24 protein-coding genes and 1 pseudogene are annotated in these 24,503 nt (G+C 56.4%); 12 read left to right on the top strand and 13 right to left on the bottom strand.

The features are described from left to right. Positions 1–27: 27 nt before the first annotated feature. Entirely contained in the window at positions 28–261 is a 234-nt protein-coding gene (locus tag ABQ298_15020; GenBank protein MEQ9825696.1) for a hypothetical protein, read from the bottom strand. A 63-nt stretch (positions 262–324) separates the two neighbouring features. Next, complete coding sequence (locus tag ABQ298_15015; protein ID MEQ9825695.1) at positions 325–1,326, bottom strand: dihydroorotate dehydrogenase-like protein; 1,002 nt, start codon at positions 1,324–1,326, stop codon at positions 325–327. Between the two features lie 158 nt (positions 1,327–1,484). Between ABQ298_15015 and mtaB the strand changes: the two genes are divergently transcribed. Further along, the gene (gene mtaB / locus ABQ298_15010) at positions 1,485–2,831 is read left to right on the top strand and encodes a tRNA (N(6)-L-threonylcarbamoyladenosine(37)-C(2))-methylthiotransferase MtaB (GenBank protein ID MEQ9825694.1); all 1,347 of its coding nucleotides are present in this window, start codon (positions 1,485–1,487) and stop codon (positions 2,829–2,831) included. A 174-nt stretch (positions 2,832–3,005) separates the two neighbouring features. Here mtaB and rsmG read toward each other — a convergent pair whose 3' ends face one another. Next, positions 3,006–3,695: a 16S rRNA (guanine(527)-N(7))-methyltransferase RsmG gene (gene rsmG, locus ABQ298_15005; GenBank protein MEQ9825693.1), complete on the bottom strand. Its 690-nt coding sequence runs from the start codon at positions 3,693–3,695 to the stop codon at positions 3,006–3,008. 158 nt (positions 3,696–3,853) lie between these two features. On the opposite strand from rsmG, the gene ABQ298_15000 reads away from it, so the two are divergent. Both ABQ298_15000 and ABQ298_14995 read left to right on the top strand, forming a co-directional pair. Then, positions 3,854–4,693, top strand: a complete 840-nt coding sequence (locus ABQ298_15000) for a S1-like domain-containing RNA-binding protein (GenBank protein ID MEQ9825692.1) — start codon at positions 3,854–3,856, stop codon at positions 4,691–4,693. 178 nt (positions 4,694–4,871) lie between these two features. Next, positions 4,872–6,212, top strand: a complete 1,341-nt coding sequence (locus ABQ298_14995; GenBank protein MEQ9825691.1) for an MFS transporter — start codon at positions 4,872–4,874, stop codon at positions 6,210–6,212. Positions 6,213–6,497: 285 nt separating this feature from the next. On the opposite strand, the gene ABQ298_14990 is transcribed toward ABQ298_14995, so the two are convergent. After that, positions 6,498–7,169: a hypothetical protein gene (locus ABQ298_14990; protein MEQ9825690.1), complete on the bottom strand. Its 672-nt coding sequence runs from the start codon at positions 7,167–7,169 to the stop codon at positions 6,498–6,500. A 297-nt stretch (positions 7,170–7,466) separates the two neighbouring features. Between ABQ298_14990 and ABQ298_14985 the strand changes: the two genes are divergently transcribed. After that, on the top strand, positions 7,467–9,137 hold the full coding sequence (locus tag ABQ298_14985) for an FAD-dependent oxidoreductase (protein MEQ9825689.1): 1,671 nt from the start codon (positions 7,467–7,469) through the stop codon (positions 9,135–9,137). A 118-nt stretch (positions 9,138–9,255) separates the two neighbouring features. Here ABQ298_14985 and ABQ298_14980 read toward each other — a convergent pair whose 3' ends face one another. The 3 genes from ABQ298_14980 to ABQ298_14970 are packed head-to-tail and all read right to left on the bottom strand — an operon-like array spanning position 9,256 to position 11,402. Next, positions 9,256–9,543 (bottom strand): metal-sulfur cluster assembly factor, encoded by a 288-nt coding sequence (locus tag ABQ298_14980; protein ID MEQ9825688.1) that lies wholly within the window; start codon positions 9,541–9,543, stop codon positions 9,256–9,258. A gap of 42 nt (positions 9,544–9,585) precedes the next feature. Further along, the gene (locus tag ABQ298_14975; protein MEQ9825687.1) at positions 9,586–10,869 is read right to left on the bottom strand and encodes a hypothetical protein; all 1,284 of its coding nucleotides are present in this window, start codon (positions 10,867–10,869) and stop codon (positions 9,586–9,588) included. A 50-nt stretch (positions 10,870–10,919) separates the two neighbouring features. Then, a complete protein-coding gene (locus ABQ298_14970) occupies positions 10,920–11,402 on the bottom strand; it encodes a DUF2249 domain-containing protein (GenBank protein MEQ9825686.1) in 483 nt (160 codons plus the stop codon). A gap of 142 nt (positions 11,403–11,544) precedes the next feature. On the opposite strand from ABQ298_14970, the gene ABQ298_14965 reads away from it, so the two are divergent. Genes ABQ298_14965 through ABQ298_14945 form a run of 5 tightly spaced genes read left to right on the top strand, consistent with a single transcriptional unit; the run spans position 11,545 to position 16,560 of the window. Continuing rightward, positions 11,545–12,240 carry a Crp/Fnr family transcriptional regulator gene (locus tag ABQ298_14965; GenBank protein ID MEQ9825685.1) on the top strand — a complete coding sequence of 232 codons (696 nt, stop codon included), beginning with the start codon at positions 11,545–11,547 and terminating at the stop codon, positions 12,238–12,240. A 26-nt stretch (positions 12,241–12,266) separates the two neighbouring features. Further along, positions 12,267–13,511: an NnrS family protein gene (locus ABQ298_14960; GenBank protein MEQ9825684.1), complete on the top strand. Its 1,245-nt coding sequence runs from the start codon at positions 12,267–12,269 to the stop codon at positions 13,509–13,511. Positions 13,512–13,521: 10 nt separating this feature from the next. Further along, positions 13,522–14,067 (top strand): cytochrome c nitrite reductase small subunit, encoded by a 546-nt coding sequence (gene nrfH / locus ABQ298_14955; GenBank protein ID MEQ9825683.1) that lies wholly within the window; start codon positions 13,522–13,524, stop codon positions 14,065–14,067. Next, entirely contained in the window at positions 14,064–15,491 is a 1,428-nt protein-coding gene (locus ABQ298_14950; GenBank protein ID MEQ9825682.1) for an ammonia-forming cytochrome c nitrite reductase subunit c552, read from the top strand. Before nrfH ends, ABQ298_14950 begins: the two co-directional genes overlap by 4 nt. A gap of 55 nt (positions 15,492–15,546) precedes the next feature. Beyond that, positions 15,547–16,560: a serine/threonine dehydratase gene (locus tag ABQ298_14945; protein ID MEQ9825681.1), complete on the top strand. Its 1,014-nt coding sequence runs from the start codon at positions 15,547–15,549 to the stop codon at positions 16,558–16,560. An 18-nt stretch (positions 16,561–16,578) separates the two neighbouring features. Here the strand turns inward: ABQ298_14945 and ABQ298_14940 are convergent, their stop codons facing one another. Next, positions 16,579–18,351 carry a hypothetical protein gene (locus ABQ298_14940; protein ID MEQ9825680.1) on the bottom strand — a complete coding sequence of 591 codons (1,773 nt, stop codon included), beginning with the start codon at positions 18,349–18,351 and terminating at the stop codon, positions 16,579–16,581. Between the two features lie 65 nt (positions 18,352–18,416). On the opposite strand from ABQ298_14940, the gene ABQ298_14935 reads away from it, so the two are divergent. Together ABQ298_14935 and deoC are read left to right on the top strand one after the other, a co-directional pair. Continuing rightward, the gene (locus tag ABQ298_14935; GenBank protein ID MEQ9825679.1) at positions 18,417–19,379 is read left to right on the top strand and encodes a ribokinase; all 963 of its coding nucleotides are present in this window, start codon (positions 18,417–18,419) and stop codon (positions 19,377–19,379) included. 90 nt (positions 19,380–19,469) lie between these two features. After that, positions 19,470–20,165, top strand: a complete 696-nt coding sequence (gene deoC / locus ABQ298_14930) for a deoxyribose-phosphate aldolase (protein ID MEQ9825678.1) — start codon at positions 19,470–19,472, stop codon at positions 20,163–20,165. Positions 20,166–20,207: 42 nt separating this feature from the next. Here deoC and modC read toward each other — a convergent pair whose 3' ends face one another. The 5 genes from modC to ABQ298_14905 form a co-directional block, all read right to left on the bottom strand. Then, on the bottom strand, positions 20,208–21,311 hold the full coding sequence (modC, locus tag ABQ298_14925; protein ID MEQ9825677.1) for a molybdenum ABC transporter ATP-binding protein: 1,104 nt from the start codon (positions 21,309–21,311) through the stop codon (positions 20,208–20,210). Next, a complete protein-coding gene (gene modB / locus ABQ298_14920; protein MEQ9825676.1) occupies positions 21,308–21,973 on the bottom strand; it encodes a molybdate ABC transporter permease subunit in 666 nt (221 codons plus the stop codon). Before modB ends, modC begins: the two co-directional genes overlap by 4 nt. Before the next feature lie 3 nt (positions 21,974–21,976). Next, on the bottom strand, positions 21,977–22,735 hold the full coding sequence (gene modA / locus ABQ298_14915; GenBank protein ID MEQ9825675.1) for a molybdate ABC transporter substrate-binding protein: 759 nt from the start codon (positions 22,733–22,735) through the stop codon (positions 21,977–21,979). Positions 22,736–23,046: 311 nt separating this feature from the next. Further along, positions 23,047–23,574, bottom strand: a complete 528-nt coding sequence (locus tag ABQ298_14910; GenBank protein ID MEQ9825674.1) for a hypothetical protein — start codon at positions 23,572–23,574, stop codon at positions 23,047–23,049. Between the two features lie 101 nt (positions 23,575–23,675). Further along, positions 23,676–24,350, bottom strand: a complete 675-nt coding sequence (locus ABQ298_14905) for an FAD-dependent oxidoreductase (GenBank protein MEQ9825673.1) — start codon at positions 24,348–24,350, stop codon at positions 23,676–23,678. A 45-nt stretch (positions 24,351–24,395) separates the two neighbouring features. Between ABQ298_14905 and ABQ298_14900 the strand changes: the two are divergent. Further along, positions 24,396–24,503: pseudogene (locus ABQ298_14900) on the top strand (3-oxoacid CoA-transferase).

Below are 24,503 nucleotides of genomic sequence, written 5' to 3'. Positions count from 1 at the left end.
TCCACCTCGAGCGTTTCATGCGTGGTATCACTCCCTGCTGAGCAAGCGTGCGATGACACGGCTGAATACATGCAGTGCAATGCCTCCGGCCACCATCAGGGCTGGGTGAAGCAATTGTGTGGCGGCGTAGTATCCCAGATAATTGGGGTTAAAATCCCATGCGGTTTCCAGCACATTGGCAATCAGCCAGAGCACACCTGTGCTGCAGAATGCCAATGCGAGCAGTCGAACGGAGATGATGGAAAATTCGTGTTTGCTCATGTCGCGACGGTTGTATTCCGCGTCCGGATGCGGTGGGATGCAATACCAAAGACTGTGCGACCCTCAATCCTGTTCAGGTTTCCAGCCCTGAAGGATGCGGAGGTAGCTTGCACGTTCGACCGAGCTGGGATCCGGTTCGAGCAGCTCACCCAGGGATCCGCGCAAGGCACACAGGGAGCTTTCTCCAGACTCCTCACAGAGCTTCTCAAAATCCTGGATCATTGTCTGCAGCACTGCGACACCATGGCGCAGCAAGGGAGAGACGACCTGCACGACATCCGCACCACACAGCACCGCTTTGTAGGCATCTTCACCCGAGTGCACGCCACCAGATGCGGCAATATCCATCTTCAGTCGATTGTGAAGAATCGATACCCAGCGCAGGCGTTCCAGCAGTTCAACGGGTTGAGTATAGTGCAGGCGGGAGATCAGGCGTTTGCGCTTGTAGTCAATATCGGGCTGAAAGAGCTGATTGAACAACACCAGACCGTTTGCCCCTGCGTATTCCAGCCGCTGTGCGAAGTTGCACACCGATGTGTAGTGTGGGGAAATTTTTACAGCGATTGGAATTGAAACCGAATTGCGTGTGACATCGACAATTTCCACAAGGCGCTTTTCCACAAAATCGCTGCTGTCATCATTATCGGTCGGCAGGGAATACAGATTGAGTTCGAGCGCATCAGCGCCCGCTTCTTCGATCCGTCGGGCATACTCGATCCACACCCCTTCGCTCACCCCATTCAGCGAGGCAAAAACCGGTAGATCCGTGGTGTCTTTGATGCGTTGAATCAGTTTCAGATACGCCTCAGAACTGGTCGGAAAATCTTTTGCAGGGGGAAACACCTGCTGATCCTCTCCCAATAGTTTGCCCAGGCGCTCATCACCAAACCCGGCAACATCCGCTTCGTGAATGATCTGCTCTTCGAAGAGGGAGTGCATCACGAGTGCTGCGGCTCCCGCATCTTCCATGCGTTTCACACGGTCCAGCGAATTGGTGAGTGGCGAGGAGCCAACAATGAAGGGATTTTTGAGGTCAATCCCGAGGAACGTCGTCTTGAGATCCATCGATATTAGTTACTTCCAAGTAGGGCTACGCAGTTGTGCGTGCGTTCATCTGATCAGGAGATAGCTGGCAACTTGCATGTTTCGTGCTTGAAATGCAAGTGCCCAGATGAAAAGTTGTGCGACTTCTGAAACCCATTAGCCCACCTGCAATTCGTTTCATGAAAGCATCTGATTCCAGCCGATTCCGCCCGACCGCAACCCATTCCAGTCGCAGCGCCAGTGTGGCAACCCTGGGCTGTCGATTGAATCAGGCAGAGAGCCTGATGATCCAGGATCGGCTGCGCAAGGCTGGTTATCGTGTGGTTGCACCTGATGAACGTTCTGATCTTTGCATCATCCACACCTGCACGGTAACCGACCGTGCCGACGCCAAGTGTCGGGCTATCATTCGCGGGCAGATTCGGAAGAACCCCCAAAGCATCATTGTCGTGGCGGGCTGTTATTCGCAGATGGGTTACAAGCAGATTGCCCGTATTCCGGGTGTGGATGTCATCATCGGCAACCAGCACAAGCTCGACGTGCTCGACTATGTGGACCATCAGAAAAATGAGCGTCCGCTCATTGTAAGGGATAAAATCGACAAGCAGGACTTTTCCATCCGCTTCGTGGGCGATCTTCCCTACAACAAGCGCGCGAACCTCAAGATCCAGGATGGATGTGATTTTTTCTGTTCCTTTTGCATCATTCCACACGCAAGGGGCCGTGCTCGCAGTCGTGAGTTTGACAACCTGCTCGCTGAGGCAAACGCACTGGCGCGGCGTGGTGTGCGAGAACTCGTGCTCACGGGAGTTAACATTGGGACCTACCGGCATGAACCCCATGGGTTGCTTGATGTTGTGGACGCGCTGGATGGCATTGAAGGAGTGGAGCGAGTGCGCATTTCCAGCATTGAACCGACCACGATTCCGGAGGAACTGTTTGACCGCATGAATGCGAAAGACCACGCGCTGCAACCGTTTTTTCACATCCCGCTGCAGTCAGGCAACAACCGCATCCTCTCCGAAATGAAGCGCAAATACACGGTTGAACAGTATTTTGATTTTCTGCAATGCGTTAAGGAGCAGGTGAGCAACGTCTACCTCGGAACCGATCTCATGGTTGGATTTCCAGGGGAGAGTGAGGCCGAATTTACCGAAACCTGTGAGCGCTTTATGGCATCCCCATTACACTTCGCCCATGTTTTCACCTACTCCGAGCGCAAGGGCACCCCCGCCAAACGCATCGAATCCTCGGTGCCGCGCACCGAACGCAACCGCCGAAGTCTGCACCTTCGCCGACTGAGCGCTTCCAAACGTCACGACTATTATGCCTCCTGGGTTGGGCGGGAGGTTGAGGTGCTCTTTGAAGACCCCAAACCCGAGTTGTGGAGTGGACTGACTCCCAACTACATCCGCGTCTGTGTGCCGCGTCGACCCGATCATCCTGACCTTACCAATCAACTTGCCCGTGTGCGCCTGACTTCGGTCGAAGCCGATTTTGTTGAGGGCGAGCTGGTTGAAGTCTAACGTTTGGACTGAGGTTCGGGCAGCGCGGCGCATCCTTCGCTGGGAACTCGCATACCGCCACTTCCCCTCAAACACCGATCTTCCACTGGAGTTCCATAACCGATTCTCTCGACCTTGTCGCTAGAATTTCCGAACATTCAGTGGGAATCCGCCTCTGCACCCAATACAGCCCCCCTAGCTTCGTTTGCGTTTGGGAGCGGGCACCAGGGATTTCCCGATTTCGGTCTTCAACAGATCGGTTGCGGGAAAATGCAGCACATGTTTCGTTTCAAAAAAATCGTGTTTTGGAAAATAGTTCAGCAGGCATTCCCGTCGGCTCGGCTCTGTTCCCAGCTCCTTGAATTCTTCTGACAGATCGCCTCCCTTGAGGTAAATTACCCCTTTTTCAATTCCCTTTTCGGAGCCAGTCTTCAAGCGTGGGATTACCCATGACATGAACAACGGCAGTGCTTTCACCGCACGTCCGGTCACAAAATCAAACTTGCGTTGCAGCTCCTCCACGCGCGTGGTCTTGGCTTCCACGTTTTGCAGACCGAGTCGTGTGGACATGTCGCGCACCGCAGCGATCTTTTTACCGACACTGTCGACGAGCAGGAACTCACACTCCGGAAACACAATCGCCAAAGGCAACCCCGGCAATCCACCACCTGTTCCCACGTCCAGAATGCGGCTGCCTTTCGGAAAAGACACAAACTTTGCGATCGCGAGTGAGGACAGCAGGTGGCGCTCTTCGAGGTTCTCCGCATCCTGACGAGAGACGAGGTTGAGCTTCGCATTCCACTCCAGCAGGTAGCCGTGCAGGTTTGCCAGCTGCTGCAGTTGGGTTTCGTTAAGATCGGGAAAGTAGGTGGGAATGAATTCCATGGTGATCGATTCCTATGTTGGCACGTCTGGACCTGGGAGCAAGGTTCAACGGTTTCGGAGGCTGTGAAACCGTCATGTGCTTGTGTTTGAACGCAGTGCTATGAATTGGGCGATGCAAAAGAGTCGCGTTTGCGGTGGCATTGGGTTAGCTCAGCACCATGGCACGCATTGGTGAATTCAATCAACTGGCGATCTCGAGGGAGTCCGACATCGGACTCTACCTCGACGGAGGTGAACACGGCGAGATACTGCTCCCATCCGCTCAGGTTCCGGTCGGTGTCATGCCTTATCACACACTCCAGGTCTTCCTCTACTTCGACACGGGGGACCGGCTGATCGCGACCACACGCATGCCCTATGTCACAGTGGGCACCTTTGCCTACCTCGAAGTCGTGGATGTGCACCCCAAACTCGGAGCCTTTCTCGACTGGGGCCTACCGAAAAACCTGCTGCTGCCCTTTGGGCAAATGGAAGACAAGGTTGTGCCGGGTCAAGGTCTTGTCGTTACCGTGTTGCGCGATCCGGAGACGGATCGCCTTGCCGCTACCACGCGCATTCGCCGCCTGATCGACCTCACCCCGGCAGAGTATGAGGTCAACGAAGCGGTCGACTTGCTGGTGCTCGATGAAACCGATTTGGGCTACAATGCGATTGTCAACCACCGCCACCGTGGATTGCTCTATCACTCAGAACTGGCCGAGGCACTCGATTATGGGGCTACGCTGCGCGGGTATGTGGCCCGCGTCAGGGAGGATGGTAAAATAGACCTGCGCCGCGACCCTTCCGGTATTTCGCGCAAAGGGGACATGGCTGAGAAGATTTTTGCCGAGCTCGAGCAGAGCGGTGGTTTTCTTCCTTTCAACGACCACAGTAGTCCTGCATCCATCCGAGATCGTTTTTCCATGAGCAAAAAAGCCTTCAAGCAAGGCATTGCGGCCCTCTACCGTCAGCGCCGCATCCAAATCACCGAGCGCGGCATCCAGCGGGTTTTGCAGTGATGCCCAGACTTTTTGTCGCAGTAACTGAAAATCCGCGTTCTGCTAACCCTTTGCTCGCTCAGGGTTCAAGCGGTTTTGAGCCACGACTTGCAGAGATTCTGGAGCCGATTTTGGAATAAGTTGCATTTCGTTTTGGAATTTCCCGACTTTGCCTCCTATTAGTAGGCAATTCGAAACCATGCCATCTTCTGAACATCCTTCCAGCCCTGAGTTATCGACTTCCCAACGCCGTGCCATCCCGGCAGCCCTCCTCACGCTCTTTCTGGATCTTGTGGGATTTTCCATCGTATTTCCCCTCTTCCCGGGCATGCTGCAATTTTACCTTGAGCGCGAGGGAACGCAAGGTGTGCTGGGCTGGGTGCTCTCCCTCGCGGATCGGATCGGCACCCTGTCGGGCATCAGCGAGTCCTTCACGCCGGTTCTGTTTGGTGGCATCCTCGGCAGCCTGTATTCCCTGCTGCAGTTTGGCATGGCGCCGCTGTGGGGAGCGGTTTCGGACCGGTTGGGTCGACGCCGTGTGCTGTTGATAACGGTGGGTGGTACCGCGCTGAGCTACCTGCTCTGGGTGGTGGCGGGTTCCTTCTGGCTGCTGCTGCTCTCTCGCGCTCTGGGCGGCATGATGAGCGGGAATATCTCGGTGACCACGGCTGCCGTGGCGGATCTTTCCGACCGGAAGGGACGTTCGAAAGCCATGGGTCTGGTGGGTGCCACATTCGGGGCTGGTTTTGTGCTGGGACCCGCCTTGGGAGCCTTGTTTGTGCTTTGGAATCCGGTCGCACAGTTCCCGGATGCCGCAATGCTGGGACTGAATCCGTTCTCCGGTGCAGCCCTCGGCGCACTGGCGCTGACACTCTTCAACTGGATATGGGTGTGGAAGGTGTTTCCGGAAACCCTGTCGCACGAACTGCGCTCCAAAGCCAAACCCATGCGCGAATACAATCCGTTCGGTGCGCTCTTTGCCGCATCGGAGAGCGGTGTTCGACGTGCAAGTTTTCTGAATTTCTTTTTCCTGCTCTCATTCAGTGGTATGGAGTTCACGCTCTCGTTTCTGGGCGTCAGCCGCTTTGGATTTGGGGTGCACCAAATCACCGCGATGATGGTATTTGTCGGATTTGTGCTCATTGCTGTGCAAGGCGGATTGGTAAGACGTCTGGCTCCGCGACTGGGGGAGAAACCGATGGTTCTCGCAGGCGTGTCCCTCACCCTTATCGGTCTGGCCTGGATGGCCCAGGCGTCCAGTGTCGCGTCGCTCTACGGCTCACTCTCGCTGATGGCAATCGGAGCGGGCATGGTCTCGCCCTGCCTTTCCGCCCTGCTCTCGCTCTACGCCAGTGAGCAATCCCAGGGTCGTTCCATGGGCAGCTTTCGCGCATGGGGTGCACTTGCGCGAGCAGCGGGTCCGCTCTTGGCTGGATTTGTTTTTTGGTGGGCGGGTTCCAGTTCCGCCTACCTCCTGGGGGCTGCCCTGATGCTGATCCCGATCCTCATCGGCATCAGCCTGCCCAAAGCGGTGAAGTGACGGGCCGCAGCGTCCCAAGGCTGGGGGAAGGGCTGAAGCCCACCCTCCGTTCTTTCGTAGCTGAATTTGGAAAAATTCAGACCGTTGGGCTGCGATTGCCCAGACACGCGGTATGACAAAAGCATGAGCGATAATCGTCCCATCTTGATGGTGCAATGACGTTGGATTGCCCTTTCAGGGCTTGGGGATCGTTGGATTGGAAACCCAGGGCGTCGCCCTGGGCTGGGATGGGGTCGCCCCGTTGGGGCTGGAAGGGGATTCAGGCTTTGTGAGGGATTTTGGAATTCAGTCTTCCAGCAGGTTGACGCCAGCAGACGCAAAGGATGCGAGGGCGGCGATACTGTGTTCGATGAGCAGGCGCAGATTGCGCTGGCCGGACAGGCTGAGTGTGAGGCTGTGGGGTGTGGCAATGATGCGCAGGTTGGGATTGGGCAGGGTAAGGGTGAAACTGGAGCCATCGGGAGCGTAGTCGAGCAGATCGGCGAGCTTGTCGTTGGCTTCAATGGCGTCGATTTTGTCCTCCAGGTTGAGTGAGCGGTCGAACGGGAATTCACAGCGGTCGCACCAGGGGTCAAAAAGACTGGCGAATTCTGGTGATTCAACAATTGCCGGCTCCTGAAGCTGGCAAACTTCCGTGCTCAGGCTATAGCAGGCGGGATCGGTTGCGGCCTGATCCACCTCGATGTTGACCTCGAACGCCGGAGTCTTCAGGGCAGCCACCCCGGTTTCACACACATAGGTCAGCTCCCTACGCTTGTAGGCAAAGGTCGCGCGCAAAGCGGCATGCAGCTGTTCTGCCTGGGTGCGAACCTGCTCGCTCCCGATTTTGCGCACAAACTCGCGAGCCGCATCGAAATGATCTTCTGGCACCCGGTGTCCCTTGCGAAAACCGCTCAAGCGTCGAATGTTCCCTTGGCGGGAACCCATGAAGCGGGCATGTGTGAGCGGGTGAATCATCTAGGGCCGCATCTTAAGGAATGCGGTTTTGAACGCAAGGCGCAGCATAGTGAAGTAGAAATCTGGAGTCGGATCACTCTGAATCCAATGAAGATGAGCGGGATCACCGAACTCAACAGCGGGTGCACCTGACCCTCGATTCTGAAACAACACGATCCTTTTTGAATCGAATGAACCGCAGCGAGCGAAACTCACATTGCGGAGCCAACGCCGTTGCCAATCCTCGTGCTGGAATTTATTTTTTAGTCAGAAGGCTCGGTAGAGGTGTCACGGATGCGAACAAGTAAAATCACAAACATGAATTCATTTGTATCCGCATTCAAAATCCTGGTTTGGTGCACCTTTGGGATCACTGCGAGCCTACACAGCAAATCCTTTGATCTGGTGGTATATGGAGGGACTTCAGCGGGGATCGCCACTGCAGTCGAAGCCTCAAGGCTGGGGAAATCGGTGGTGTTGATTGAACCTACCTCCCGCCTCGGAGGATTGTCCACAGGAGGTTTGGGACAGACTGATATTGGCAACAAACAGGCCATAGGAGGCATTGCCCGTGAGTTTTATCAAGGCATCCGCAAGTATTACGATGACCCGGAAAACTGGAAATGGCAGAAGCAGTCTGACTACAGGGATGGCGGGCAGACTCGAACTGAAGCGGGTGAGGAGACCCAGTGGACATTTGAACCGAAGGCAGCGCTGAACGTATTTGATGTGTTGCTGGCCGGGACTGACGTGAGGGTCGTGCGCAATCAGCGGCTCAATCGGGACAGCGGAGTCAGCATGCAACAGGGGCGCATCCAGTCGATCACCATGGACTCCGGTGAGTCGTATCGTGGTTCTGTGTTTGTCGATGCGACTTATGAGGGTGATCTCATGGCTGCCGCTGGTGTGAGTTATGCAGTTGGTCGCGAATCGAGTGATCAGTATGGGGAGACGCTCAATGGCGTGCAAGCCAACCATTTTTATCCCACCCTGCGTCGAGGACTCTCGACCAATGGACGCAACCATAATTTCATGCCGAAGGTCGATCCCTTTCGCATCCCCGGGGATGCGTCGAGTGGCTTGTTGCCATACATCGTTGAGGGTGGCAAACCCGGTGTTCAGGGTCAGGGGGATCGCGGCATCCAGGCTTACTGTTTTCGCATGACTCTGACGGATCACCCGGAAAACCGTATTCCCTTTGCTAAGCCAGAGGATTACGACGAGTTGAATTACGAATTACTCTTTCGCAACTACGAAGCAGGCTATGACCGAATCCCCTGGATCAACTCAGCAATGCCCAATCGGAAAACAGATACCAATAACTGCGATGGCTTTTCCACCGATTTTATCGGACAGAATTTTGATTATCCCGAGGCAAGTTATGAGGAGCGTCAGCGCATTGTGGAAGCACATCGGAGCTACCAGCAAGGATTGATGTGGACGTTGGCAAACCACCCACGCATCCCCGCAAAGATTCGAGGGGAAGTCTCGCGCTGGGGCACTTGCAAGGATGAATATGAACGGGAAGATGGGTGGCAGCAGCAACTCTATATCCGTGAGGCGCGGCGCATGATCAGTGAGGTTGTGATGACTCAGCACCACTGTGAGGGTTTGGAAACGGTGGAAGATTCCGTTGGGATGGGAGCCTATGGCATGGATTCGCATCATGTGCAGCGATATGTAGATGCAAATGGCTACGTGCAGAATGAGGGCAACGTGCAGGCGCATGTCGATAGCCCTTACCCGATCAGTTATCGATCCGTCGTACCCAAACGCAGTGAATGCACCAATTTGATCGTTCCGGTCTGCGTGAGTTCCAGTCACATCGGATTTGGTTCCATCCGCATGGAGCCAGTGTTTATGGTGCTTGGGCAGTCCGCTGCAGTGATAGCACATCTTGCCATGGATCAGAATGTGGCGGTGCAGGATCTTGACTATGGCAAACTGCACGATCTGCTCGAGTCTCGCGGACAACGCTTGTTTCCATGACAGGCCACAGTGACTCCCCCAAAAACAGAGGTGGCGGTCGAGCTGGATTTCGAAGATGATTCAGTTCTGAGCAACGTCGACTTGCATCGGGGAAATGTGTGGGCATTCTCGAGCCTTACTACCCCTGGCGGATGCGGTCGGGGGTCCAATCGACGTCGAGGCGCCAGCGGATCTGGATGTCGCTCTCGGGGAAGGCGGGGGTCAGCAGGGCGCGCGCACCGGCGGTGAGGGCTTCGAGCAGCGGGCAGCCAGCAGTGGTGGGGATGAGGTCGACAAAGAGTTGGTTGCCATCCTCGCTCACTTCGTAGAGCAGGCCGAGGTCGACCACGTTCATGCCAACCTCGGGATCGATGAGTTGGGTGAGTGCGGTTTCAACTTTGGAAAGGGTGGTTTCGCTGACTTTCATGGTGGAATAGGTGCAAGGTGGGAACGCGTGGAGGCTTTGTGTTTAGGAAGCTCCAAATGGAGAAATTTTTGGAGAGCGCCAGTGGGATCGAATGGTCGGGGCATTGCAAAGCATCAGCGCAAAGGCAGTGAGTAAGGCAGCGGCACCGAGCTGGATCAGGAGCATGGAGTGCAGCGCGAAGGCGAGCAGGAACATCAGGGACGCAACACCCCAGCACCAGGCGATGGGCCAGAGCGTCCAGGCACTGAGAAGCTCGAGAGTCTGGGGAACTTTCGCTCTGCCGAGGTATTGGGAGTAGAGGTGGTGCCAGAGCATGAAGGGCACGATCTTTTGTGCCATGCCCAGAATGCAGCCCGTGAAGACGAGCAAGGAGGTGAGAAATACGGAGTATCGCAGCAAGTCCGGGTTGGATGCTCCGTTGCTTTCAAGGTGAAATTGGTATCCATACCACCAGGCAGGCAGCAGGATCAGGTGGGCAGCGTAAAACAGTGTCATGCCTGCATCCCAACGCCGACGCTTTTTGCGAGCAAAGTAGATGAGCTGGCCGCCATAGGCGAGCAGTGCGAGCAGGGCACCGATCATGAGCATCTGTCGTTGGAGAGGGGAATGTTCACCCATGCGAAAATGAGCACCGAAGAGCACTCCATTGAGCAGAATAGTGGCGATCCAGGTACCGTGCTGCGGTTTTTCCGGGCTGAGCATGAACATGGGCACCAGCTTGGAAGCTGCGGCGATGAGCAGTTGCAGAAAGAAGCCCCCGATCATGGTGTGAATGTGCAGACCCAGCACATTCTGAAAATTCCCACTTTCCATCCATCCCAGGCGCATGAACACTGCCATGAGGGCGAGCAGCGCACCTGCCAGCATCCAGAATATCGCTGCAAACCAGGGGAGGCTGACGTGATTCCAGCGGGAGCTCGGACCCGCGCTGAGCAAAGCGTTTATGGCAAAGAGCACAAATCCCAGAATGACCGCACTTCCACTCGCCGCGAGCCATGCATAGCGACCGGTTTCGAATGCCACCACCATCACGGGTACGCCGATGAGGTGCAGCGCGAAGTGAATGCGCGACATCCATCGGCTGGCGAGCGGGTTGAGCGTGACAACGGGGGTGAGTTGATAGCCCGCCGCAAAAAACAGCGATCCCAGCCATCCGAGCATGACCAGATGCGTCCATGCGACTACTGGAGGTGCCATCGCAGCGTGCCCGATGAGCAGCTCCGGCTGCATCAGCAGCATCAGAATCGACCCCAGCAGACTTGCCATACCAAGTGACAGCCAGCAGAAGAACAGCAGAGGTTGCGGATCGGTGACGTTGCGATTCATGATGGATCAGAATGACCCAGGGCCGGTGCAAGGTACAGGCTTCACTGGAATCAATGCTCGCAGCGAACGACCTCACTCTTGAGGATGCGCGTGAGCCATGTGCCATCCTCCTGTTCCTCACAGGCATGGCGCGTGCTGTCGGCGTCGAGTGAATGCAGCATGTGAACGGGTTTGAAACGGGTGCGAAACTGCAGGGTTTGTCCGCCCTTTGCCTGTGCCACCTCTTCGGCAATGCGCATCATCGGTTGAGGTGGTTCCAGGTGGGTCAGATCGAGATCGAGCGAGAGTGCGCGTTCCTTTAGGGGTTTGAAGCAGAAATCAACCGTGAAATCGCCCGCTTCATCACGATGAACAGAGACAAATTCGATGCCGATGCCAGCAAGGGCTTCGTAAATGGGAACAGGGTTGAAGGGCGCAAGCAGGGTCAGGGTATCTGCCTCCTGCATTGTTTTTCCAGCTTCGAGCACAGTATCAAATGGGCAACCCCCCTGCGCGAGGATGGGGCGAACGTCAATGTGGGTGTTGTGTGGCATGGACAAAGCGTAGCAGAAAAAACCCTTAAAATCCTTGATTTGGATCAAGAGAACGCCGGAAAGGACTCGGAAATCTGCGTGCGCTTGTGTTATCTTTGCCCTCAGAATATGGCGACCGCACAGGCCGCTCACTTGATCCCATATGGACACAGCCTACCGACAGGACATGATTGCCTACACGCTGAGCAAGAGCGTGTTTGCTTCGGAATTGAAGCCTTCCGATATCCAGGAATTGGCGCAGGTATGCTCGCTTCGTTCGCTGTCGAAGGACGAATATCTGTTCCACCGGGGCGATCCGGCTGCGGGGTTTTTTATCGTGCACAACGGAGCGATCAAAGTACACCGTGTGCTTGCGGATGGTCGGGAGCAGGTGGTGCACGTCTTCCGTCAACTTGAGTCGTTTGCGGAGATCGCGCTATCGGGCACGCTGGAGTATCCCGTCAGTGCCTCGGCGGTGGAATCGAGTCAGGTGATCTGTGTGGAAAGTGAAAAACTGCGCGAGCTTGTGCATCGCATTCCAGATCTCTCGCTACGCATCATCGCCTCGATGAGTTTGCATTTGAAGTTTCTTGTGGGTAAACTCGAGCGTCAGCGTTTCCAGCAAGCGGATGGTCGGCTTGCCGACTGGATTCTGGAGCAGTGCGCTGCGGAGGGGGGCGAGCAGTTTGAGTTGAAAGTGAAAAAGAAGAACATTGCATCCCAGCTGGGTGTAACGAGTGAAACCTTTTCGCGCACCCTGCAACAATTCAAGAAATCGGGCTGGATATCGGAGAATGGCAAACGATGGTGGGTACGCGACGAATCTTCGCTTCGCCGTTGTGCGACCCAGCACGAATAAGACGGACCTGTGTTTCCCTGTATCGAATGAATCCCTCCCTGCGACAACTGATCCTGAGCGAACCCTTCCGTGTCCTCTTTCCGATGGGCATGCTCATCGCGATCCTGAGTGTGAGCCTATGGCCACTGCACTCCTGGGGATGGGTGACGGTGTATCCTTCACTGATGCATGCGCGCACCTTGATGCTTGGATTTGTGGGAGGTGCGGTGATCGGATTCTTTTGTACCGCCTATCCACGACTGATCGGGGTGAAAGGGCTGAGTGCACCCCAATTCATCATCGTCATGTTACTTTGGCTGGGGTCTCAGATTGCCTATTTTGCCAATGCGATTGCCTGGGGAGACGGGATATCGCTGGCACTGTGGACTCTGATTCCAGTGAGCGCTGCCCTGAACCTGCGCCGTCGCACCGATTGTCCACCGCCGGGATTCATCCTGGTCGCAGCGGGACTGCTTTCCCTTTGGTGTGCGTTGGCCCTGCGTGTGATTGCCTGGAATATGGGTGAAGCGTGGAGCGGTGCCTATGTCACATCGCGGGTATTGATGTATGAAGCCTTTCCGACACTCTTGATCCTGGGGGTTGCCCCATTTTTCTTTCCCAAAATCATGGGAGGACCTGCCCCACACAGCTTTCCGGAATCCCGCACGCTACCTGTCGGGTGGGTGCGTCCTGCCCGCTGGGCAATCGCGGCTGTGCTGGTGAGTCTGCTCGGGTATCTCCTGAAAGCCAGCCACGAATTCTGGGGTTCCCTGATCGCTGCCATTGCCGTGATTGCATATGCAGTGAAAGAAATTCCGCTTTGGGTGCGGGAACCCGAATGCCACGGCGCGATGGCCTGGGGTCTGACACTGGGCATGATCAGCCTGTTGCTCGGTTCGATGGCTCCGTTGCTATCTCCAGCCCTTCGTTTGGGACTCTACCATCTGCTTGCGGTTGGCGGTGTGTCCTTGATCCTGTTCATTGTTTCCATCCGCGTGACCTGCGGACACGGTGGAGTCGTGCACCAGACTGCGGGCTGGCACTTGTGGATCGTCGCCATTGGAATGTTGCTGCCTGTTGCTGCAGTGCTTCGAATTTCTGCCGATTTATGGACCCAGCTCAGAGAGGCGAATCTGTTCTTTGCTGCTGTTGCATTGATCCTCTCTGTTGGGATTTGGCTGGTGAAAATGGGTCCGCTACTCTGGCAAGCGGAGACGGTTTCCCAGGGAACACCGACAGAAACTGAGGCCCCGAATACCTCCGAACTTCCGAACGACAGCCCCCACACTTGAAACTCCTGACATGAACCAACCCCGATCATCCCGTTCCTTTAAAATTCCCCTGACCCTGGCGGGTTTTGTTTTGGTAGTCTTGCTCGGCGCAACGGCCGGAGTGGGATCGTACACCTTTCAATACGCAGAAGGACTCTCGTATTTCAGCAAGGACCCGGCGGCCTGCAAGAACTGCCACATCATGGATCCACAGTATGATTCCTGGCTCAAAAGCTCGCACCACACGGTTGCCACCTGTGTGGACTGTCACCTGCCCCATGATTTCATTGGCAAATACATCGCCAAGGCGGAAAACGGATACTTCCACTCCAAGGCCTTTACCTTTCAGGATCACCCCGAACCCATCATCATCAAACCCAAAAACGCGCGCATCCTTCAACAGAACTGCGTGGACTGCCACGAATCCCTGATCGGTGACATGGTGCATGGAGCATCCCACGCGGAGGATGCCGTGAGCTGTGTGCACTGCCACCGATCTGTCGGGCATGGAGATGCCGTCGGCATGGGCCGCTGGGATCCTCAGATCGAAACTTCAGCCAAGGAATTAAAACCATGAACACGCCAAACTCCAAACCCATCCTGATCTACACCGCAGCGTTTTTTCTTGTCGCGGTGGCCCTTGCCTCCAGCACTGCCTTGTTGATCAACATTTTTGAGCGCAAGGCCGAGGCAGCCAACCCCTACGTGCGCCTGGTCGAGGTTACAGAAGACACAGTGGATCCCGCCGTGTGGGGCGTGAACTGGCCGCGCCAGTATGACTCCTACCTGCTCACCGCTGAGAGTACGCGCACCCGCTTTGGAGGCCATGGCGGCAGCGAGGCCCTGCCCGAGCAGAAGATTGAGCGCGATCCCTGGCTCAAACGCATGTTTTTGGGCTATGCGTTCTCCATCGACTACCGGGATCGGCGCGGCCATGCCTACATGTTGCACGATCAAGAGACCACCGAGCGCATTGAAAAACCGCAGAGTGGATCCTGCCTGCACTGCCATGCGTCGGTCATGCCGCTCTATCGTGAGTTGGGCGATGGGGATGCCATGCTGGGATTTGAGCGCTCGCACAAGTTGAAATATCAGGAAGCTAATAAGATGCTGCATGATCTTGGAGCGGCGCATCCGGTTTCCTGTGTGGACTGCCACGATCCGGATACCCTGGAGCTTCGCGTCACCCGTCCCGGATTCATCAACGGCATTCGTGCATTGGCGGAATCCGAAGCAGAAGTGCCCGCCATGCCCTCCATCCAACGCTGGCGCAAAGGAGACCGCAAGGAACCCTACGATGCGAACGTGTTTGCCTCACGTTCGGAGATGCGTTCCTTTGTCTGCGCACAGTGCCACGTGGAGTACTACTGCGGCACGGAAATGCCGCTCGAGTTCCCTTGGAGCAAAGGCTTGACCGTCGAAGCGCAGGAACAACATTGGGATGAAACCCAATACTCGGACGGGCGGCAGTTCTACGACTATGTGCACGCGGAGAGTGGTGCCAAGATCCTGAAGGCCCAGCACCCGGAATTTGAACTTTGGAGCACGGGCATTCACGCGCGAAGCGGAGTCTCCTGTGCCGATTGCCACATGCCCTACATGCGGGACGGAGCGACCAAGGTATCGGATCACTGGGTGCGCAGCCCCCTGCTCAACGTGAACCGCGCCTGTCAGACCTGTCACAATGTTCCCGAGCAAGAAATTCTCGCGCGAGTCGATACCATACAGCAGCGAAATTTTGATCTGTTGCAGCGCGGAGGTGAGGCGCTGATGGATTTGCTCGACGCCGTTCAGGAAGCCAAGGATGCCGGAGTTTCGCAGGAAGCCCTTGCGGAAGCCCTTGATTTCCAACGCAAGGCGCAGTGGCGACTGGATTTCATTGCAGCGGAAAATTCGATGGGATTTCACTCACCACAGGAAGCAGCGCGCATCTTGGGAGAAGCAGCTGACTATGCGCGGCAGGGTGAGGTCGCTGCATTGCGCGCAAAATCGCAATTGTAATCAAGCATGGAGTTTCATTCCATGGAGCAGGTGCATCGATTGTCACCATGCTTTCATGGAAACATTGAATCATTTTGCCATTCTTGCAGCGCGTCGTCGCCTGGCCGATGACGTGCACGCGACTCCCATCCTCAGTTCCAAAACCTTGAATCAATGGCTGGGACACGAGATCTTCTTTAAAGCAGAAGGGTTGCAGAAAGTGGGTGCGTTTAAGGCGAGGGGTGCGCTCAACGCCTTGCGGTGTTATCGGGAATTTATTGGTAGATTCCCGGAGCGCGTGATTGCCAACAGCTCTGGAAATCACGCCCAGGCGGTGGCATGGGCATGCCGGGAGCACGGAGTGCCTTGCACTGTTTACATGCCGGAAGCCACCTCGCAAGTGAAGCAACAGGGCACGCGCCACTACGGTGCCGAGCTGGTGCTGCTGCCCACCCGAACCGCAGTGGATGCGACGGCAGCCAGGGAAGCAGAGTCGGATGGTGTGTTCTGGATCCCTCCCTACAATCATGAGTGGGTGATGGCGGGGCAGGGAACGGCAGCAGCCGAAGCTCTCGATGTTCTGGACTCCGTGCATGCGGTGGTGGCTCCCTGTGGTGGAGGGGGGTTGCTTGCAGGCACACTCGTGACAACACGGGCATTGTGCCCGGGTGCACAAGTGGTGGGTGCCGAACCTGCGGCAGCCAGCGACGCGTTTCAGTCCCGAAAACAGGGACGCATCATTGCGCTGGAGCAGACTCCAAACACGGTTGCAGACGGTGCCCGCACGCTATCAGTGGGGGAGCGCACCTTCCCGTTCCTCCAACGACTGGATGAGTTTTTCATGTGTTCGGAAGCACGAATCGCTTACTGGACGCAGTGGCTGACCCATTTATTAAAGCTGCAAATCGAGCCTACTGCGGCATTGGGCATGGAGGGTGCCTGGCAGTGGTTGATGCGTCAAAAGCAACCCCGGCGGGTGCTCGTCATCCTCACGGGAGCAAACATGGATGCGGCAACCCGACAGCGCGTTTGGCAGCAGGATTGGCTCACTCAGCCGCCGGACAGTTTGGGCGGTGGGCAGTGCGACTGAGCAGGATCATGCCTCAAGTCAGGTGTCAGCTGTCGCCGGAGTCTCTGGAGCACCATCAACGGCTTCGGATACGGGGGCGGCTGGGCTTTCCGAAGGTACAGTCGTTGCCGGAACAACTGGATCTTCGCCCGCGAGTTGGATTTCAAACTGTTTCTCCAGGGTCAGCTCCCCTGCCTGCAGGCTGAGCTTGAAGTGATCGCACCCCTCCGGTACCGGTAATGCCTGATCCATTTCAAAACGCTCCTGCAACACGGGAATCGACTGTACCACATCACCTAACTCCAGCTGCATCAATCCACGCTGTACACCCATCACCCGACCGCGCAGCAGCAGCTCGGGTCGTGTCAGTTCGATCAATCCACTGCGATAGGGCAGGTAGTTTACGGCATCCACCTTGATGGCTTCCTGCACCTCTGCATGGAAGGAATAGTAGGGACGCGAAAAACCACCCCCTTCGAGCAACAGATGGTAGCCCGCTTCACCGGGTTCGAGCGGAATATGGATTTCAAAGGGACCGGTGGATTCACTGATCACGATGGAAGTTCCATCTGGACTGCGTTCGAGCACCAGTCGCAGGTTTCCCTCAAACTGTGCATTTCCGAACAGGCGCAATACTCCGCGTGGCAGCCGCAGTGTGCTGCCTGGTCGAACCTCCAGGGGTGTTTCAGGAACCAATACACTGCCATCGATCTGGAAACGCTGCAATCCCCCGACGTTGACGACGGGTTCCCGTTGCTCAATTTGAAAGGATTCAAAAAAAGACTGGTTGTTGAGCGTAACCCTCACCCGTCCACGGTTGAGCTGGTTGTGACGCAAGGGGAGTTGTGCCTCGAACTGGTGGTTGACCACCGGGACCTTCATGACATCAACTCCCATCACGATTTCCACTTCCCCCTCGGAGACGGCGAAGAGCGAACCGGCAAGGGTAAACGTATCAAGTTGAACGCGGGCGGTGTTGGTCTTGGGGTTCCACAGGCTCCAACCATCCGGGTTTTCAGGTGTGGAAGGCGCCAGCTGTATCAGACCCTCGAGTTCGAGTTGCAGCCGTTCACGGCGCAGCTCACGGTTGTTGAGTGAAGAGATGAAATCGAGGTAGGTGCTTCGTTCCCTTGCCGTGTAGGCGACGGTGAATTCGCGATCCCCGATGAGTTCCACGGGGAGCGTATTGTTGTAGGGGTCCTTCACCTTGAGTTCCACGACGGGTTCGGTTCCACGAATCCCGGTCACTTGAATCATGGGCGAGCGCAGTTGCACGCGCATGACTTCAGGTTGGTCTTTTTCGGAGTGCTGCCAGTTTACCGATGATGCCGCACCCCCCATTACCTGTTCTTTGATTTCCAACAAACGCGCGGGCTCCACGCGATACACAGTCTGCTCAGCCGTTTGAAGGTGACGCAGATTGGATTCCACCTGAATGTGGTTGGGTCCGGGGTCAAGTTGAATCCGAGTGTTGAATTGACCTTCGTCAGGTCCAAGGGGAAAGAGCTGGTCGTTGACGCGTAACAGGAGAAATGAAACCCGCTCATCGCTTAGGGTTCCACTCAGTTCGAGCACGTTGAGTTCCGTAAAAAAAGGGGACCAGTGGTTGGCCTGAAAAAAGAACGCCTCGGGTTGGTCGGAAGGCCGCTGCAGCTCAATCGTGATCGCATGGCACAGTGAAAGCAGGATCGGATTGCCCAGAAGCACAGGTGCGCAGCATTGAAGGAGATGACGAATTCGCATGACCACAATGCAGCTTAGAAATTCCTGGTCCGGATGCAATGCTGAGTCGGCAAGAATCTTGCGTTGCATTTGCACTCCTTGAAGCGGGATTCCCGCTTGTGCCAGCTCCCTGTTTTTCTTAGCCTTCAATCATCATGCAGAGCGCAATCGTTGTCGTTGGAAGCTACGTCCAGGATCTCACGTTTTTCACCCGCCAGTTTCCCAGCCCCGGAGAAACGGTGATCGGCAATTTTGCGACGGGACCAGGTGGCAAGGGATCGAATCAGGCGATTGCCGCGCGGCGGTCGGGAGGTGAAGTGGTTTTTGTAGGGGCAGTGGGTGGCGATGCATTTGCGGAAGTGGCAACTCAATTTCATGAGGCCGAAGGAGTGGATGCGCGCTGGTTGCACGATACCCGGCGCTCAACCGGTGCGGCTGCCATTTTGGTAAATGCAGATGGACAGAATGAAATCGTGGTTTCCGTGGGAGCCAGCGATGCGATGACAGAGGCTGTGGTTTCTGAACGACTTCCGGATGCAGCAGGGATCGTGGTGACCCAACTGGAGACTCACCTTGAGGCCTCCATCACGGCCATGCGCCGTGGTCGCGAAATGGGAGCCTGTACGGTGCTCAATCCGGCTCCGATGCGCGATGATTTTCCACTGGCGATTCTGCAGTGGGTCGATGTGTTGATCCCCAATGAAACGGAGTTTGTGCGGCTGCTGAAATTATTGCATCCTGAAGAGTTTGCATCCCTGAACGACACGACGCTCGAACAACTCACGAGTGCCGAACTACACACGCTTTGCCGACGGCTGCAGGTGCCGACAGTGATTCTCACGCTGGGCGCTCGGGGTGCCTTTCTGTCAACAGTGGATCGCTGTGCATCGTTTTTGCCGCTGGATGACATCGAAGTGGTGGATACCACAGGCGCAGGCGATGCGTTTGTGGGGGGATTTTCCGCAGGATGGGTGAAGTATGGGCAGGATCTGGATCGTGCAATTCGCTATGGTGTTGTGGTGGCTGGGCTTTCTGTTACCCAGCCGGGAACGGCTCCGGCGATGCCGCGCATGGCCGCGATTGAAGCTTACCTTGAGGATCATTCAATGCACATCTGAGGGGGTATGCAGGTGGTCAAGTGTGGAAATCCGACAAGGCATCCGATTCCAGGCTTTTCAATTCAAGCAGCGAATTTGTAGAATGCCCGCATGACACCTGAATCGCTTGCCCGATATTTTGATGCGACGAATCTTCGATTGGACGCTACGGTCTCCGACATTCGCCAGCTGTGTGCAGACGCTACGGCTGTGAAGGCCTATTCGGTGATGTTGTATCCCACCAGCGTCAAGCTCGCCAGCGACGTGCTTGCAGGGACGGGCGTGAAGGTGGGCACGGTTGCGGGGTTTCCATCTGGCCGATTTTCGACTGCGGCAAAAGCTGCAGAGATTCGGGAAGCCGCGAAAAATGGTGCGGATGAGGTCGATGTAGTTGCCAACTATGCAGAGCTGATTGCGGGCAATTCGATCTTCGTGGAATCAGAGCTGAAGCAGCTGTCGCAGACCGCTCACGACATGGGGGTGCTACTCAAGGTGATCGTTGAGACTTGCTACCTGTCGGAGTCGCTCCAGCTGGATGCTCTGCGCATTTGCGAGGCGGCCGAGGTCGATTTTATCAAGACCTCGACTGGATTTGGAAGTGCTGGAGCTACAGTCGAAACCATTGCACTTTGGAAAGCAAACCGACGAGAAAACATCCAACTGAAGGCTGCTGGCGGCATCCGCAATCTCACCGATGCGCTTGCCCTGATCGATGCGGGTGCAGATCGCCTCGGACTCTCTGCCGCGATCGCAATCATCGAGGAGTTTAAGACTGGTAAACAAGGACAGGGCAGCGGAGCGTATTGAGTGCCGTGCAATCGGCAGGTGCGAGTTCGCTACTGCACATTATCATACCACGACTGCGACTGCTTTGATGTGGGCCCAGAGTGCTTGTCCGGGCTTCAATGACAGCCGTTCACAGGATCGACGGGTGATGCGCGCGATCAGTGGCGAGCCTCCTGCGTCGAGCAATACCTGCACATGGGCACTGCCATGTGCAGATTCAATGGACTGAATGCAGGCTGGAATCTGGTTGAGCACACTACTTAGCGGTGTTGGCTCAAGCGTGAGACTGACATCGCCGGGAAGAATTTGCAGGCGGATCACGCTGTGAAGTGGCATCGGGGCGTGTGGCACTACCAGCTGAACTCCAGGGGCGCTCACCACCACCAGACCAAAGGCTTCATCGTTGCCGGTCACGATCCCTTCCAGAACCACTCCCATGTCGTGGGAGCGAACCTCCGGTAGATCCATGCGGCTGAGAATCTGCAGCAGCGGTCCGCTTGCCACCATCCGGCCATCCCGAATCAGACTCAAGTGATCCGCGATGCGTACGATTTCCTCCAGAGCGTGACTGACGAGCAGCACCGGGATCTGCAGGCTTTGGTGCAGGCGCTCCAGGTAGGGTAAAACCTCCCGTTTCCGGTCGAGATCCAGAGATGCAAGGGGTTCGTCAAGCAGCAGCAGACGTGGACCCGCAAGTAACGCACGCGCGATGGCAACGCGTTGCCGTTCTCCACCGGACAGGGTTTCCGGGTTACGCTGCAACAATCCGCCTATGCCCAGCAGTTCAATCGTGCTGGAGCGGTCAACTGGAAGATTCCGACCACGTGCCAGTGCCCGTCGCTGTCCGTAGTCAAGGTTTTCAGAAACGGACAAATGGGGAAAGAGTTGGGCATCTTGAAACACATAGCCAATGCTACGCTGGTGGGTGGGTACAAACGTCCTTGCCGTGCTGTCCATCCACAGGTCATCACCGATAACTATGCGTCCGGTCGCACGGCGCTCCAATCCAGCGAGGATGCGAAGCAAGGTGGTCTTGCCACAGCCGGAGGGGCCAAAGAAGGCGGAAACGCCGCGCCCGGGCAGCTGCATGTCCACATCCAGGCGAAACCCGGGATACTCCAACTCGAGCTGGATCTGGATACCGGAGATCGTGTCAGTATCGTTCATGCATGCCTCCTCCGGAGCAGGTGTTCGCTCGCCCATACGGCGAGAAAGGCGAGACTGGTGGAGATCAACAGCAGACCCAAAGCGCGCTCGTCCCGACCCAGTTGCACCTCGTGATAAATTCCCAGTGCGAGCGTGATGGTTTTACCGGGGATCATGCCTGCGAGCATCACGGTTGCACCGAACTCCCCAAGGGAACGGGCAAAGGAGAGCACGGTGCCAGCCAGCAGACCGCGTTTTGCTAGTGGAAGGGTCACGGTCAAAAACGCATCCAACCTGTCAGCCCCCAGTGTTCGCGCTGCTTCGATCAGGCGAGGGTTGACCTCCTCAAAGGCAACGCGTGCAGCGCGGACCATCAGGGGAAAGGCCATCACGGCAGTGGCCAGGACCACCGCTTTCCAGGTGAAGACAATTTCCACCCCCAGGGCCTGCTCCAGAAATGCGCCGATCGGCCCCCTGCGTCCGAAGAGCTTCAGCAGGATCAGTCCGGTCGCCACGGGAGGAATGACCAGGGGAAGTGTGACGAGGGTTTCCACGAGCACTTTACCCGGCCACTGGCGATGTGCGAGCAGCCAACCCAGAGCGATGCCACCTGGAAGGATGAGCAGGGTGCTCAACAGGGCAATGCCCAGTGTAAAAAGCGTGATTTCGAATAGCGCGTGCATGTGTCAATGCCCGGGCAGAAAGCCGTAGCGTTCGAAAATGCGTTGCGCATCGGGGCTGATGAGGTAGTCCACAAATGCCTGTGCTGCTCGCGTTTGGGTCGACTGCTGCAAGACAGCTGCAGGATAGCGAATGTCCGGACCCGTTTGGGTGGGAATGGAGACCGCAATGGTCACCCGACTGGAGATCAGGGCATCGGTCCGGTAGACAAAGCCAGCGTCAGCGTTGCCCGCTTCCACAGCAGCCAGCACCGAGCGAACGTTGTGAAGCGGAACGATTTTGGGTTCCAGCACAGCCCAAAGACCGGCCTGCTCCAAAATGGTTTTGGCGTAGGTGCCGGCCGGCACAGTTGCGGGTTCGCCCACCGCAAGGCGTCGAATTGCGGCCCCCGTGAGATCCTGCAGACTGGCAATCGTCGGCCCCTGCCGTGCATCGACAATGAGTACAAGCGCGTTGCGCAATATCGTGCGGCGGCTCCCGTCCAGCAGCAGTGCTTCGGACTCCAGCTGATCCATGTGCAGTGCATCCGCTGAGACAAACACATCGGCGGGAACTCCTTCGCGGATTTGCCGCGCCAACGCTCCAGAGGAACCAAAGCTGAAACGGACGGATTCTCCCGTGGTTTCCGTGTAGTGTTCCCCGACCCCCTGCAAGGCATCGGAGAGGCTGGCGGCAGCCAGAACCCGGAGTTCGGCGGAAGCCTTGCTTGGCGCAATGGAGAGCAAAGGCGAGAGGAGCAGCAAGATCAGCCGGAAGGAATTCATGATGGGACCGTCGAGTGGATGGCAGTGGTTTCCATGCTGCAGGATGCGGACCGAACCTGCAAACGGGTTTTATCTTCAGCGGCTTGCGTGGAAATTGCAATGCTTGGTGTAGTGCCGCTGGGCAGTCGGCAGCGCCGTCGAAGGAATGCGGAAGTCGGGTGAACCGTGGGTCGGATTCCCCAGTCGTTTTTCGAAAACATGTCAGCCGCGATGCCCGGCCCAACGGGTGTCAGGGCAGGCAAGGCGGCTGTTGGGGTATATAGCCCGTCACGGGAAATCGTGATTTCGCGTGCGGGAAAACCTGAATGACCTCAGGTTGGGTTGGATGTGAAGCGTTCGATTTTCCGGAAGGCCTGCCGGAAGGCCATCTCGACGACTTCTTCAAAGGCATCGCGCTCATCGAAGCGCGTGAACACCTTCAGACTCGATTGGGTGCCCGTCAAGGTGCCCAGGCTGTGTTGAGTCCCTGCTCCGTCGTAGTAGTGGGCGAAGGCGCGAAACTCGTAGAATCCGCTGTGACTCCGCCTCCACGAATGGATGCGAAGGGCAAGGGTGTCAGTGGCTGCATCAGGTACGGTTTCGTTGTAGCGCAGCTCCTTGATCTGGATGGAACTTTCATGGCGGCTTGCCTGATGCAGGGCAGATTGCAGCAGATTTTCCCGAGTCCACTCCGTCTCAGGATAAAACACCCCCTGGTCATCGTCGATGAAGACAGTCAGGCTTTGCTTGGGCTGTGATTCGGGTGCGATGGACGGGGCAGACGCTGACTCGGCTACGACAACGGTGTGAAGCGTCAGCATTCCGACAGCGGTCACGAGGCAATGCAGTTGAATTTTCATACAGAACCTCCTCACGTAGTTGTGGATGTATCAAAGGATACCACCGCAATCATCCGTATGGATTCATTTTTCGGTCCTCACGCCAGTGTGGCGACGACAGCTCAGACTACTGGCATTGCCGAAGGTGGATCCTTTTGCTGGGACTCTCGTTCGGCCCGCAGGCGGGGGTTGCCCTTGAGGTTGCGAATGCGGAAGGTGCGATCCATGCCTGTGATGATGCGTGCTCCACGCTTGTAGTTGATGTAGGAATAGAACCACTGCAGCAGCACGGCGATCCGGTTGCGGAAGTCGATGAGGAAGATCAGGTGCACGCCCAACCAGGCCAGCCAGGCCAGAAACCCATCAAACTTCAATTTTCCCATCTGAGCGACAGCACGGGATCTACCGATGGTCGCCATCATGCCCTTGTCAAAGTAGGCAAAGGCGGTTCGCTCTGTGGGCTGACGCACGTTGCCAGTCTTCAGCTCATCAGCGATCAAACTTGCCGCATGTCGCCCCATTTGCATTGCAGCAGGCGAAACTCCGGGAACGCGTATCCCGTTGCGGTCAACGAGACTGGCGAGGTCGCCGATGGCAAAGACTTCCGGAAAATCTGGCACACTGAGATCAGGGTTGACCTCAATGCGATTGGCCCGGTCGAGTTTTACCCCGAGTGTGTTTGCCAAGGGGCTGCCTGCCACTCCTGCACCCCAGAGAATGTTGGCCGCAGCGATGGTTTCCCCCTCCAGCTCGACGCATTCTTCTTCGATATTGCGGATGGTCTGGTTGAGGCGCACTTCAACACCGAGTGTTTCCAGCTGCCGCTTCGCCTTTTCGAAAAAGTTGCTGCCTTCGTACCGGAAGGCCGTGAATTTATTTATCACACCGAAAATGGTCTGTTAGGGATGGGGCCTGTTCCTGCCAAAGGTCAGGAGGACCCCGAACTTATC

It is taken from the genome of Puniceicoccaceae bacterium (assembly GCA_040224245.1).
Taxonomy (GTDB): Bacteria; Verrucomicrobiota; Verrucomicrobiia; order Opitutales; family JAFGAQ01; genus JAKSBQ01.
This window is presented reverse-complemented; position numbering and strand designations above follow the sequence as displayed.